The sequence below is a fragment of the Bacillus sp. DB-2 genome (assembly GCF_003315125.1).
Classification (GTDB): domain Bacteria; phylum Bacillota; class Bacilli; order Bacillales; family Bacillaceae_G; genus Bacillus_A; species Bacillus_A mycoides.
In genome coordinates this window covers 186,736-199,681 of the sequence record NZ_QNRN01000008.1, presented here as the reverse complement: position 1 = coordinate 199,681, position 12,946 = coordinate 186,736, and the positions used below count along the sequence as shown (strand labels likewise).

Annotated in this window: 19 protein-coding genes; 6 read left to right on the top strand and 13 right to left on the bottom strand. The window is 35.2% G+C overall.

The features are described 5' to 3' along the window. Positions 1–20: 20 nt before the first annotated feature. Complete coding sequence (locus DET63_RS15885; protein WP_002088317.1) at positions 21–1,349, bottom strand: PhoH family protein; 1,329 nt, start codon at positions 1,347–1,349, stop codon at positions 21–23. Between the two features lie 246 nt (positions 1,350–1,595). Then, positions 1,596–2,051, bottom strand: coding sequence for a PNPOx family protein (locus DET63_RS15880; RefSeq protein WP_002014791.1), 456 nt, complete (start codon positions 2,049–2,051; stop codon positions 1,596–1,598). A 145-nt stretch (positions 2,052–2,196) separates the two neighbouring features. Between DET63_RS15880 and DET63_RS15875 the strand changes: the two genes are divergently transcribed. Further along, positions 2,197–2,397, top strand: a complete 201-nt coding sequence (locus tag DET63_RS15875) for a YlaI family protein (protein ID WP_002088318.1) — start codon at positions 2,197–2,199, stop codon at positions 2,395–2,397. A 35-nt stretch (positions 2,398–2,432) separates the two neighbouring features. On the opposite strand, the gene DET63_RS15870 is transcribed toward DET63_RS15875, so the two are convergent. From DET63_RS15870 to typA, 3 genes are all read right to left on the bottom strand, one after another. Next, complete coding sequence (locus tag DET63_RS15870; RefSeq protein ID WP_002014793.1) at positions 2,433–2,708, bottom strand: hypothetical protein; 276 nt, start codon at positions 2,706–2,708, stop codon at positions 2,433–2,435. 17 nt (positions 2,709–2,725) lie between these two features. Next, entirely contained in the window at positions 2,726–3,028 is a 303-nt protein-coding gene (locus tag DET63_RS15865) for a YlaH-like family protein (RefSeq protein WP_002014795.1), read from the bottom strand. Between the two features lie 170 nt (positions 3,029–3,198). Continuing rightward, positions 3,199–5,043, bottom strand: coding sequence for a translational GTPase TypA (typA, locus tag DET63_RS15855; protein WP_002066916.1), 1,845 nt, complete (start codon positions 5,041–5,043; stop codon positions 3,199–3,201). 140 nt (positions 5,044–5,183) lie between these two features. On the opposite strand from typA, the gene DET63_RS15850 reads away from it, so the two are divergent. Beyond that, a complete protein-coding gene (locus DET63_RS15850) occupies positions 5,184–5,363 on the top strand; it encodes a DUF5325 family protein (RefSeq protein WP_000400129.1) in 180 nt (59 codons plus the stop codon). A gap of 44 nt (positions 5,364–5,407) precedes the next feature. Here DET63_RS15850 and DET63_RS15845 read toward each other — a convergent pair whose 3' ends face one another. Together DET63_RS15845 and DET63_RS15840 are read right to left on the bottom strand one after the other, a co-directional pair. Beyond that, the gene (locus DET63_RS15845) at positions 5,408–6,199 is read right to left on the bottom strand and encodes an inositol monophosphatase family protein (RefSeq protein ID WP_002138115.1); all 792 of its coding nucleotides are present in this window, start codon (positions 6,197–6,199) and stop codon (positions 5,408–5,410) included. 88 nt (positions 6,200–6,287) lie between these two features. Further along, positions 6,288–6,476: a hypothetical protein gene (locus DET63_RS15840; RefSeq protein ID WP_002121995.1), complete on the bottom strand. Its 189-nt coding sequence runs from the start codon at positions 6,474–6,476 to the stop codon at positions 6,288–6,290. Positions 6,477–6,681: 205 nt separating this feature from the next. Between DET63_RS15840 and DET63_RS15835 the strand changes: the two genes are divergently transcribed. Next, on the top strand, positions 6,682–7,308 hold the full coding sequence (locus DET63_RS15835) for a YktB family protein (protein ID WP_002014864.1): 627 nt from the start codon (positions 6,682–6,684) through the stop codon (positions 7,306–7,308). Between the two features lie 80 nt (positions 7,309–7,388). Here DET63_RS15835 and DET63_RS15830 read toward each other — a convergent pair whose 3' ends face one another. Continuing rightward, a complete protein-coding gene (locus DET63_RS15830; RefSeq protein WP_113937184.1) occupies positions 7,389–7,658 on the bottom strand; it encodes a UPF0223 family protein in 270 nt (89 codons plus the stop codon). 383 nt (positions 7,659–8,041) lie between these two features. Between DET63_RS15830 and speA the strand changes: the two genes are divergently transcribed. Next, entirely contained in the window at positions 8,042–9,514 is a 1,473-nt protein-coding gene (gene speA, locus DET63_RS15825; protein ID WP_002128878.1) for an arginine decarboxylase, read from the top strand. A 629-nt stretch (positions 9,515–10,143) separates the two neighbouring features. Further along, complete coding sequence (locus tag DET63_RS15820) at positions 10,144–10,974, top strand: protein-glutamine gamma-glutamyltransferase (RefSeq protein WP_002066931.1); 831 nt, start codon at positions 10,144–10,146, stop codon at positions 10,972–10,974. A 37-nt stretch (positions 10,975–11,011) separates the two neighbouring features. Here DET63_RS15820 and DET63_RS15815 read toward each other — a convergent pair whose 3' ends face one another. From DET63_RS15815 to DET63_RS15800, 4 genes are all read right to left on the bottom strand, one after another. Beyond that, positions 11,012–11,140, bottom strand: coding sequence for a GapA-binding peptide SR1P (locus tag DET63_RS15815; protein WP_000536785.1), 129 nt, complete (start codon positions 11,138–11,140; stop codon positions 11,012–11,014). Between the two features lie 44 nt (positions 11,141–11,184). Beyond that, complete coding sequence (locus DET63_RS15810; RefSeq protein WP_002033839.1) at positions 11,185–11,313, bottom strand: GapA-binding peptide SR1P; 129 nt, start codon at positions 11,311–11,313, stop codon at positions 11,185–11,187. A 59-nt stretch (positions 11,314–11,372) separates the two neighbouring features. Continuing rightward, positions 11,373–11,501, bottom strand: coding sequence for a GapA-binding peptide SR1P (locus tag DET63_RS15805; protein WP_000536778.1), 129 nt, complete (start codon positions 11,499–11,501; stop codon positions 11,373–11,375). Positions 11,502–11,696: 195 nt separating this feature from the next. Then, on the bottom strand, positions 11,697–11,993 hold the full coding sequence (locus DET63_RS15800; RefSeq protein WP_113937183.1) for a DUF3055 domain-containing protein: 297 nt from the start codon (positions 11,991–11,993) through the stop codon (positions 11,697–11,699). Between the two features lie 134 nt (positions 11,994–12,127). Here DET63_RS15800 and DET63_RS15795 point away from each other — a divergent pair, with 134 nt between their 5' ends. Continuing rightward, the gene (locus tag DET63_RS15795; protein WP_002014853.1) at positions 12,128–12,520 is read left to right on the top strand and encodes a DUF1885 family protein; all 393 of its coding nucleotides are present in this window, start codon (positions 12,128–12,130) and stop codon (positions 12,518–12,520) included. A 1-nt stretch (position 12,521) separates the two neighbouring features. On the opposite strand, the gene DET63_RS15790 is transcribed toward DET63_RS15795, so the two are convergent. Further along, a complete protein-coding gene (locus tag DET63_RS15790) occupies positions 12,522–12,749 on the bottom strand; it encodes a hypothetical protein (protein WP_113937182.1) in 228 nt (75 codons plus the stop codon). Between the last annotated feature and the right edge of the window lie 197 nt (positions 12,750–12,946).

The window sequence follows — 12,946 nt, the reverse complement described above, 5'->3', positions numbered from 1 at the left end:
GAGCTTAAGCTCACTCCTTTTTATAATAAATCCGCTGCTAGTTGTGCTAAATTAGAACGCTCTCCTTTAACAAACTTTACATGACCACTAATACGTTGTTCTTTAAACTTCTCTACGACATATGTTAAACCGTTATTATATTCATCTAAATACGGATGATCAATTTGCTGAGGATCCCCCATTAATACAATCTTACTTTTTTCGCCTACCCTTGTTAATATCGTCTTCACTTCATGCTTCGTTAAATTTTGTGCCTCGTCAATTATAATGAACTGGTCTGGAATACTTCTCCCGCGTATATAGGTAAGCGCTTCTACTTCAATCGAACCCATCCCAGCTAAAATAGCATCTAGCTCCCCAGGCTTTTTCGTGTTGAATAAATACTCTAGATTATCAAAAATCGGCTGCATCCACGGTCTTAATTTTTCCTCTTTCTCTCCTGGTAAATAACCTATATCTTTTCCTACCGGTACAATTGGTCTCGCGACAAGTAGTTTTTTATATAAACCTAAATCTTCCGTTTGCATTAGTCCCGAAGCTAATGCAAGTAACGTTTTTCCTGTACCGGCTTTTCCGGTTAACGTTACAAGTGGAATATCTTCCCGAAGTAGCAATTCTAATCCCATAATTTGCTGCACGTTTCGTGGGCGTATCCCCCACACTTGTTCATTGTGAAAAATAAGTTTTTTTACCTTCTTACCTAAATGATCCACAATCCCAAGTGCAGAACTAGAACCCCCTAGTGCATCTTTCATTACAACAAACTGATTTGGATAAAAAGGATGATTTGCGATTTCAGATAAAGGTAGTTCACCTTTTTCATAAAAATAATCTAACTGTTCTTTTGATATATACCCTTCTAAAAATCCTGAATATATATTTTCCACTTCGATTACTCGGTCACTTAAATAATCTTCGGCCTGCAATCCGATTGCATCAGCTTTTACCCTTACGAGTACATCTTTACTTACTAAAATAACTGATTTCCCGTCCTCTTTTTCTTGTTCTTCTAAAGAGAGGTTTTTCGCTACCGCTAAAATTCGATTATCATTTGTTTTTTCTACAAAAATATCTTGCAGTTGAACAAATGAGCGATGATTTAATTCAATACGAAATGTACCGCCGTTTTCTAACGGAATACTTTCATGCAGCTTTCCTATTTCGCGAAATTTGTCGATTAACTTAGATACATAGCGAGCATTTCGTCCTACTTCATCCATATAACGTTTTTTCGAATCAACCTCTTCTAATACAACTGCTGGAATCACTACTTCATTTGTTGCAAATGAAAAAATAGATAAAGGATCCTGCAAAAGTACATTCGTATCTAACACATAAATTTTATCCAACCTGTTACCCCCTGACTCCACTTTTAAATTTGTAGAACAAGGGTTTCATCCATAAAATATGGACGAACCATTGTTATAATTATATGTACCGTAAAAACGAGGTAGAATCGAAATTCATAGAAATTAAACCTTTTCTTTATTTTTTATTCATTTCTATTCAATATATTACTTTTTATTATAATTTTTCACATTAAATCACAATACTCACTTGTAAAAGTTTATGAACGATGTTCCTATTCATCTTCTTTATAATTCTTTCATTCCTACTAATACTTGGTTATCAAGCTTTTTAGCAGCTCGAAGATCATATGTTTTTTCATATGTTGGTTCAGTAGCAAGTTTCGCACCATAAAACATAACATCACGAACTTCTTGTACATTCACTTCTACTACCGTTAATTTTAGAGGAATCCCTTCCATTCTATCTGTTAAAATTTCACTTTCACCACTTATGGAAAATACGGATTCATTCGCCATTATAGTCAATACAACCCCTGCACTATGCCGTATATTCCCCACAATACGTGAGCGTTGATCTACCGCAAATCGAATACTAGTTTCACTCACTGCATATACCCAAGAAATAGCACTTACGTTAGGAATTTGTTTTTCGAAATCTGTTGTTGCTATCATAACGATACACTCTTTACGCAAAGATTGTACTAAATCACCTGTCAATGTAGGCTCAACTACATTCGCCATATTTCCACCTCCAAATATTATTTATATATCCTTATCATAACCTATTTTTCGAATTGCGAAAATATTATTTTTTCCCGCTATTATTCAAAAACATTATACTTCCATGATATACTTATACTGATAGAATTCGTATTGAGGTGACGAAATGAGAGTCAAATGTATGATTTGTGATAAAAAAGATATGTTAGATGACGAAAATCCTATGGCAAAAAAACTGCGTAATCGCCCTATTCATACATATATGTGCATGGAATGTACGGAACGAATTGCAGAGCGTACTACGGAACGCCATGCGAGTGGTAATTTCCGATTATATCGTGATAAAAAAGTAGAAGACGATTGGTAAACCGGAAATAAGTCCTTAATCATATAGATAAGGACTTATTTGTATTTTTCTGGTTCACGATTCATCTGATCCAAAAAACAATCAATGGCTTCTACCGGAAATCTTGCACACCTTATTTCTCCATCAATTTCATATGTAATCAAATACATTTCCTCGTTCTTTTCAACTTCTACATTTCGTAATTTATGCTCTTCATATATCATATTTTGAAATAATACATACGTTTCTTGTGCAGCTCTATCATCTGGACGTGCTTCCGCAACCGTTTTAATTGTTAACCAATTATATAATGCATCTTGTACTGAGCGCATGAAAACCCCTCCTTTTTTCACCCTGTTTTTTGTTGTTTAGCTTGACGTAAACGCAGTCTATAAATTCCAAGTACAATTGCCGCTACAACGAGTCCCTCTCCAACGGGTAAAAAAACTGCAAAAAAAGTTAATACCGTGCATCCAATTGCTAAAGAAATATATATCACTATATTTTTTAGTACCGATAGCTTCCTTGCAAATCCTAAATTATATACAAGTGCACTTAATAAAATTATTGTTCCATAAAGCAACCACATCCCTAACTCTGGATTTTCATCAACTTTACAAAGTTTCGCGAAAAATGACATTCTTTCTAACACTATCTTTCACCCCTTCTCATGAAACAAATTCTCTTTATGTACTTAATACAAGAGTAACTCGCAAAAAAAATACTGTCCACAAAAAAAGAGTAAATATTCTAAAAAAATAAACAAAAAAACAAAAAAACAAAAAAACAGCTACCTTTATAAAAGGTAGCTGTTTTATTATTTTATGCTTCAACAGATTTCTTTTTCTTAGCAGCTCTTTCGCGCTCACTCTTATCAAGAATCTTTTTACGTAGACGAATTGATTCTGGAGTTACTTCACAGAACTCATCATCGTTTAAGTACTCTAATGACTCTTCTAAAGTCATTAAGCGTGGTTTTTTCATTGATGAAGTTTGATCTTTCGTCGCAGAACGAATGTTAGTTTGTTGTTTCATTTTTACAACGTTAACTGTTAAATCATTCTCACGTGTATGTTCTCCAACGATCATACCAGCATATACTTCTGTACCTGGTTCAACGAAGATTACACCGCGATCTTCAACTTGCATAATACCATATTGTGATGCTTTTCCTGTGTCAAGTGAAACTAGAACACCTTGGCGACGTCCACCCACTTGTCCAGCATGTACTGGTTGGTAGCAATCAAATGTATGGTTTAAAATACCGTAACCACGAGTTAATGTTAGGAATTCTGTTGTGTAACCAATTAAACCACGTGCCGGAACCATGAAAGTAAGGCGAACTTGACCATTTCCGTTATTCACCATATCTAACATTTCACCTTTACGTGCGCCCATTGATTCCATAATAGAACCAGTGTATTCTTCAGGCACATCGATTTGTACGCGCTCTACAGGCTCGCTTCTTACGCCATCAACATCTTTAATAATTACTTCTGGCTTAGATACTTGTAGTTCATAACCTTCACGACGCATGTTTTCAATTAAGATAGATAAATGTAACTCTCCGCGTCCAGATACGATCCATGCATCAGGAGAATCTGTATTATCTACACGTAAACTTACATCTGTCTCTAATTGTGAACGAAGACGCTCTTCAATTTTACGAGAAGTAATGAATTTACCTTCACGACCTGCAAACGGGCTATTATTTACAAGGAATGTCATTTGTAGTGTTGGCTCATCAATACGTAATAATGGTAAAGCCTCTTCATGCTCAACCGGACATACCGTTTCACCTACGTTAATGTCTTCCATACCTGAAACAGCTACTAAATCTCCAGCTTTTGCTTCTTCAATTTCTTGACGTTTTAATCCAATGTAACCAAATAATTTAGTTACACGGAATTGTTTTACACTTCCGTCAACTTTCATTAATGCAACTTGTTGTCCTACTTTCATTGTACCACGGAATATGCGTCCAACTCCGATACGACCAACATAGTCATTGTAATCAAGAAGTGCTACTTGGAATTGAAGTGGCTCTTCGCTGTTATCAATTGGTGCTGGAATATGTTCAATAATTGTGTCAAACAATGATTTCATATTCTCTTCTTGATTTGCTGGATTTGAATCTAAGCTTGCTGTTCCGTTCATTGCTGATGCAAATACAACTGGGAACTCTAATTGATCTTCGTTTGCACCAAGTTCGATGAATAAGTCGACTACTTCATCAACTACTTCATCAGGGCGAGCGAAGTCACGGTCAATTTTGTTTACAACAACGATTGGAGTTAAGTTTTGCTCAAGAGCTTTCTTTAAAACAAATCGTGTTTGTGGCATACAACCTTCATATGCATCAACAACAAGTAGAACACCATCAACCATTTTCATGATACGTTCTACTTCTCCACCGAAGTCAGCGTGACCAGGTGTATCTAAAATGTTAATTCTTTTATCTTCATAGTGAATCGCAGTATTCTTCGCTAAAATTGTAATACCACGTTCTCTTTCTAGATCATTTGAGTCCATTGCGCGTTCTTCAATATGTTCATTCGCACGGAACGTCCCCGCTTGACGTAATAACTGGTCAACAAGTGTTGTTTTACCATGGTCAACGTGGGCAATAATTGCTATATTTCGTAAATCTTGTCGTTTTTTCAACATGTCCAACTCCTAATGTCTTTTTAATCCTTCTCTATTATAAGAGCGAAGGGGATACAATGGCAATCAAAATAAAATCAAGAATGAAAATATAGTTGTATTCTTACTTTTGTGAAAGTAAAATAAGATTGGAGGGTGAAGAAATGGAACACATTCAATATCGCTTTTTATTAACAGCAATTATCGGTGTTATCTTCTTAATTGGTATCGGAATTATGGTTGCTGAAAATAGTCCCATCGGCATTATTATTTGCATTATCGGCACATTTGTTACAGTTGGATACGGTTTTGTAACAAAAAGAAAAATGCGTAAATCGCAATAACATTAAAAAGTAAGAAGCTTCTTTATGCCTCTTACTTTTTTTCATTATTGCGATACAAATGGTAATAATTCTTCGTATACTCCTGGTTTTGCAACTAACACACTGCTTTTCTCTACAATAGAAAGAGGCGTTCCCAAGAACGTTGTCACTTTACCGCCAACTTCTTCTACAATAATCTGTCCCCCGCCAAAGTCCCATGGTGATAAGCGCGGTGTCACATATGCATCTAATCTTCCGGTTGCAACATATACCATTTCTAACGCTGCACAACCATATGACCTCGTACCTCTCGCCTTCTTAACGAGCATCATCATTTTTTCCATATTAAGCAATGGATTATCAGTAAGCCATATCGCATTCAAAGCTATAACTCCATGCTCTACCGTTCCTTTTTCCAACATGGGAATAGCTAAATCATTGCAAAAAGCCCCTTCTCCCTTTACCGCATGATATAGTTCGTCATGAACTGGATCATAAATAAGACCAATCTTTCCGATACCGTTCTCATAAATCCCGATTGAGATTGCGAAATTTCTTTTTTGATGAACAAAGTTCATCGTGCCGTCAATTGGATCAATTAACCAAACAACCCCATTAGAAGAGGTAATCTCATCTCCGTAGCCTTCTTCTCCTAAAATATTATGATGTGGGAATGTTTCTTTAATTTTCCCAATTAAAAACTGCTCCGTTTCTCGATCCATATTTGTTACTAGATCAGCTGCATTTGACTTTGTTTCTATAATAAGTGTTTTTTTCAGTGACGCCATTAAATGTTCTCCAGCTTCTCGAATCCACTGTTTCGCGTGTGTATCGATGTCTTTCCATACTTCTTGCATGTTTAAACACTCCGATCTATACTGTTCACAGAAAAAACGAACCCTTTATAAGGTTCGCACCAACTAATTATTTATACATATACTATTATTACGCTTCTAAACGGATCATTTCAAGTCTTAACACTTCTAATTTTTGTACGCACTCTTCTTTTTTCTGTTTGTCGTTATCCATCATCGCATCATATAAAGTTGCTAATTCATAATCTAGCTCCAAACGTAGCACCGGAATTCTCTTTTCAGCATCTGTTCTCTTTAACGCATTAATCACCTGTCTCATTTTTTTGCCTCCTCCCAATATTCGTCTGCCCTCGGACTAGAATTGATTCAATTTTCTGATTTTTTGTTTTATACTATACTATGTTGGATAAATCATCTATGCAACAAAATTATATTTTTTTATTTAAATTTTTTTGTGCTGTTTTTTTTATGAATAGTACAAGCTATGCTAAAATTAAAACAAAATAGGAGTTGGAGGAACAATCATGACACTACAAACATTCACATCAACTGATTTTGAAGTCTTTACTGTTGATGGTCTTGAAGAACGAATGAGCGCAATTAAAACGAATATTCATCCTAAGCTAGAAGCTTTAGGGGAACAATTTGCAGAATATTTATCACAACAAACTGATGAAAACTTTTTCTACCATGTAGCAAAACATGCACGCCGCAAAGTCAATCCACCAAACGATACTTGGGTTGCTTTTTCAACAAATAAACGTGGATATAAAATGTTACCACACTTTCAAATTGGTTTATGGGGTACTCACGCCTTCATATACTTTGGTTTAATCTATGAGTGTCCACAAAAAGTGGAGACGGCTCACGCCTTCTTAGAACATTTAAATGATTTAAAAACAAATATTCCAAATGACTTCGTTTGGTCCATTGACCATACTAAACCAGGTGTAAAACTACATAAAACGCTTGAAACGGAAGACTTACAAAAGATGATTGAACGTTTAGCTACTGTGAAAAAAGCAGAGTTATTAGTCGGTATTCATATATCACCAGAGGAGTTTTCAGCAATGACCAACGAACAATTCCTTGCTAAGATTGAATCTACGATGCAACCACTCCTTCCTTTATATGCACTTTGTAATCGATAGTAGAAAACGGACAATTTATATTGTCCGTTTTTAGTTGTTATCACATTATAGCACTTCATATTTTATTTTTCAAAATATTTTTACATTTTAACAATCTTTTTTTCTGCTACTTCCTTTGCTTTTTGAATCGTACGATATATAGAATATCCACTTACTTCTTGAAATTCTTTATCAATTTTTTTCTCCGCTGCCTTCGATGGCACAATCTCTTTAAAACGACGATATGATTCCATCAAATCTTCTCTCAAAACTCCTTTTTCATATACCTTTTCAATCGCTTCATAAAACTTTACAACTGCTACCATTTCTTCATTTGACCAATTGTAATCAAGTGGATATTGATATTCCATTTTTGCACCTCATTCAGTATTCTTTCTTTTTCCATTATGCTACCTTTAAGACAACCTTTTATTCTTCACTATAGCCACTCTGCATTATACACCATTTATCCATTTCAATGGAATTGTCTTCCTCTTTGCAGTATTTAAAATATAACTATTAAACATACTCACCTTGAAAATGCGATTTTTCTATACATCTATAATTATTGGTGATATAATGCTTTTGTTTTATAGAGAATAAAGTGAGACTACCATCCCCAAAAAGGCTTTTGCGAATGGCAGAAAAACAAGTCACGTTCTAAAAGTTTGCCATCTTAATTTGCTTTTAGAATGAGATGAAATCATATAAAACAAACTCTAATAAATATTACGAAGAAGAAGGGGTGTATAGATTGTCCCAATACGAAACACCATTGTTTACCGCTTTAGTTGAGCACAGTAAGCGAAATCCAGTTCAATTCCATATTCCTGGTCATAAAAAAGGACAGGGCATGGATCCTACATTTCGCGAGTTTATTGGGCATAATGCATTAGCAATTGATTTAATTAATATTGCGCCGCTCGATGATTTACATCATCCAAAGGGTATGATTAAAGAAGCACAGGATTTAGCAGCCGCTGCTTTCGGTGCAGATCATACGTTCTTTTCTATTCAAGGTACAAGTGGTGCAATTATGACAATGGTGATGAGCGTTTGCGGTCCTGGGGATAAAATCCTTGTGCCACGGAATGTGCATAAATCAGTAATGTCCGCTATTATTTTCTCAGGTGCAAAACCAATTTTCATGCATCCTGAGATTGATCCGAAGCTCGGTATTTCACATGGAATCACAATTCAATCTGTCAAAAAAGCTCTTGAAGAGCACTCAGATGCGAAAGGCTTACTTGTTATAAATCCGACATATTTTGGGTTTGCTGCAGACTTAGAGCAAATTGTAGAATTAGCTCATTCTTACGATATTCCTGTACTTGTTGATGAAGCTCACGGTGTTCATATCCATTTTCATGATGAACTGCCGATATCAGCTATGCAAGCGGGTGCAGATATGGCAGCAACAAGTGTTCACAAATTAGGAGGGTCTTTAACCCAAAGCTCTATTCTTAATGTAAAAGAGGGTCTTGTTAACGTAAAACATGTTCAATCCATTATTAGCATGCTTACGACTACATCAACTTCTTACATTTTGTTAGCATCTCTTGATGTTGCCAGAAAACGTCTTGCTACCGAAGGAACAGCTCTCATAGAACAAACAATACAATTAGCTGAGCATGTTCGTGATGCTATTAATGCTATTGAGCATCTTTATTGTCCCGGAAAAGAAATGCTAGGAACAGATGCTACTTTTAACTATGATCCTACAAAGATAATTGTATCTGTAAAAGATTTAGGTATTACAGGCCATCAGGCTGAAGTATGGCTTAGAGAACATTACAACATTGAAGTAGAACTCTCTGATTTATATAACATACTTTGTCTTATCACATTTGGAGATACAGAAAGTGAAACAGATACACTTATCACAGCATTACAAGATTTAGCAGCAACATATAGAAATAGAGCAGACAAAGGTGTGCAAGTACAAGTAGAAATACCAGAAATACCTGTGCTAGCACTTTCTCCTAGAGATGCTTTTTATTCAGAAACAGAAGTCATTCCATTTGAAAACGCAGCAGGTCGTATTATAGCTGATTTTGTTATGGTTTATCCGCCAGGGATTCCAATCTTTACTCCGGGGGAAATTATTACACAAGATAACTTAGAGTATATTCTTAAAAATTTAGAAGCTGGGTTACCTGTACAAGGTCCTGAAGATATGACATTACAAACATTACGTGTTATTAAAGAGTACAAGCCTATCAGTTGATAGGCTTTTCTTTCACCTTTTTTCTCTTTTTTTCATACGATACTAAAGAATTTGACATTCCCACCCTAATGGGGCAAGCTGACTAACATCAGTGGGATTCTTGCTACCTAAGGCGAAATCCATTTCTGGTATCGCTGACGTGCAAGATTGCGGTGTGCCATCACCACTCTCACAACAGATCGTATAGGTTCGTGAGCTACGGTACTATACCATACCGTACAGATTCGTGTTCAGGTGTTTTAGCGTCTTGTTCTTGACGACACATATCATTTTACCGATAGCTTGAATTCGGCTATCGAACTCCCTATGCTATCTTTATTCAAAGAACACATTGGCGTTTTAAAGACTTGTACTTGTCTGTAGTTAAAGTCTACCAAAATATAAAGTGAAACTTTAATCAGTGGGGTTTTGTTCATCCCCACTGATTATTAGCCTTCACCAATCGGGCGTTTACGGGCAGCAGGGCTCCAGCCGAATTTTGAGGCGGAATTCTTACTGCCCGCAAATAGCGGGATAAATGTTTTTCTATGAAAAAGCGATACTTTCATCCTATGTCTAAAGGCGGACTAAAGTCCAATATAGACTTTCCCGTATCGCGAAATCTGTAACGTATAGGTGGGGATACCATTATGATTGTGATAGGCCGTTCTATTGTACACCCTTATATCACAAATGAATATGAGCCATTTGCAGCTGAAAAACAACAGATTTTATCCATAATGGCGGGAAATCAAGAAGTTTATTCCTTCCGAACAGCCGATGAACTCAGCTTTGATCTTAATTTACGAGTTAATATTATTACTTCCGCGCTAGAACTTTTTCAAAGTGGATTTCAGTTTCGTACGTTTCAACAATCTTTTTGCAACCCTCAGTTTTGGGAAAGAACATCACTTGGCGGATTTCAACTACTCCCAAACATAGCCCCTTCTATTGCCATCCAAGATATTTTTAAAAACGGAAAACTATATGGAACTGAATGTGCCACCGCAATGATTATCATTTTTTACAAAGCATTACTATCATTATATGAGGAAAAAACTTTCAACCGTCTATTCGCAAACCTCTTACTTTATACATGGGACTACGATCGCGACTTAAAGCTCATAACAAAAACGAGTGGCGATATCGTTCCAGGTGACCTCGTTTACTTTAAAAACCCACAAGTTAATCCAGCTACGATTGAGTGGCAAGGAGAAAATACAATCTATCTAGGAAACTTCTTTTTTTACGGACATGGCGTAGGCGTAAAAACGAAAGAGGAAATTATTTATTCATTAAATGAACGAAGGATTCCTTATGCTTTTATTTCAGCTTATTTAACCGATTTTATTACTCGTATTGATAGCCGTATGATGAGCCAATATGCCCCTCCTAACACGCCACAAACATCAATAGGATTTATTCCTATTAGAGATGATGCAATTGTTGCAACAGTCGGACATACAACTACAATCTATTAAAAAAACGCCTACATGTGTAGGCGTTTTTTCTTAATTATTAAGCTTTTGTATGTTCTTTATGGTCACATTCGCAATGAGATCCACATTTCCCATAAAGTACTGTTGATTTTTCATCTTCAAAATGTGCGATTGTTCCTTCACAAACTTGGCATACGATTGTTCCCATCTTCATTTCCCCCTGATTTTTAAGAATAATCTACTTATATATGATTAAGCTTTCGCATTGTCTCTACTAGCACAGTCACAATTGGAACCACATTTCCCATAAAGTACTGTCGTTTTCTCATCCTCAAAATGTCCGATTGTTCCTTCGCAAACTTGACATACGATTGTTCCCATTTTTCATTTCCCCCTAAGTTTATGGTCCTAAAAACTTTTAGCTGTCAATTTCCTATCAATTATTGGGCTTTTGTATGTTCTGTGTGATCACATCCGCAAGATCCACATTTCCCGTAAAGTACCGTTACTTTCTCATCCTCGAAGTGTGCAATTGTACCTTCACAATCTTGACATACGATTGTTCCCATTTTTCATTTCCCCCTAAGTTTATAATCCCAAAAACTTTTGTAACCGCTTAACTTTCTGTCTTTATTTTAATATGTTATACTTTTTACGTCAATAGGTTTTTAGTATAACACATTAAATATTTTAAAATTAAATTAGTATGCGATATTAACACAAAAAAACAGCCATATCTCATACGTACGACTGTTTCTTGTTAATTATTCTTCATACTCCGCATGCAAAGAAGTAGACGGAACAAGAAATTTAAAAAACTGAGCTAACTCCTCCGCCTCCTCTTCCGATCCTAACTTAAAAGTGTCCTGTATATATGGAACATTTTCTACATCATCTCTCCCAAGCAAAGTAGATCTCCCTGTTTGCATACAAACAATAAGTGGCTTTCCAAAAAACATATTTGTATAAATAACTCCAAAATCATAACGTGTATCATGCGTCATAAATCCTAAAAATCGTACCTTCACACTTTCATGCTCATCATACAATTTTTCAAACATGAGTTTCCACCTTTCTAAATAACACTTCCTACTCATTAATATATTAAACAAAAAAAGTAATACTCCTTTTAATTGTCAAAAAATTCAGTAGGATGTAGAATGATATTATTCTACTAAGTTAAGGGGGAATTTGTATGCAACACGCCTTTATCACACTTGTACCTAAATCCAATCAACAATCTGTTTCAATAGAAGATGTTAAACACCTTTTTCATAACTATAAAACCGTTACTTCCAAGACTGGTGATCAAATTAATTATGCTTATACAAATACAGCTTTTCCTTATGAAATATTAGATACATCAGCAACAACATTAAAACTCCAATCGAGTCACGATCGATATGATTCTATTTATGTTGGGATTGGAATAGAAAAGGAACAATCTTTTATTCAGGTTTCTTTGCCTACTACAGCAACATTTGGTGATAAAGGAAAAGCAAATGAATTTAGCCGTTTTCTAGCGAAGAAATTAGAAGGAGAGTTACAACTATTTAATGGAAGAACAATGTATTTCTATAAACGTTAATTTAAAAAATAGAGAATATGATTAAAAAAAGTATGCAATTTGAACACGTAAGGAATAACGCCTGCTTTCTTACGTGTAATACAAAACATGCAATCACATATGCCAAATAAAGAAATACAAAAAAGAGAATTACTTTATAATGAAACTTATCACCATTCGATAATGTTAATACAATGGAAAAACTACTCCATAATAGAAAATGATAAAATATAACATGTAATATTCTCATGGAACCTTCTCCTTTGACATGCTCTATTTTATTAATATATGGGATTAAGTTTGAATCAATTACATATTATATAACGGCATATATGCTAACGGTTCATTTAAAGTATTATATATTCATTCGACAAGTACATATAAAGACCTTGCAAGTCATTTCATGAAAATAAAAATACCCCATCTCTTTAAATAAGAGATGGGGTA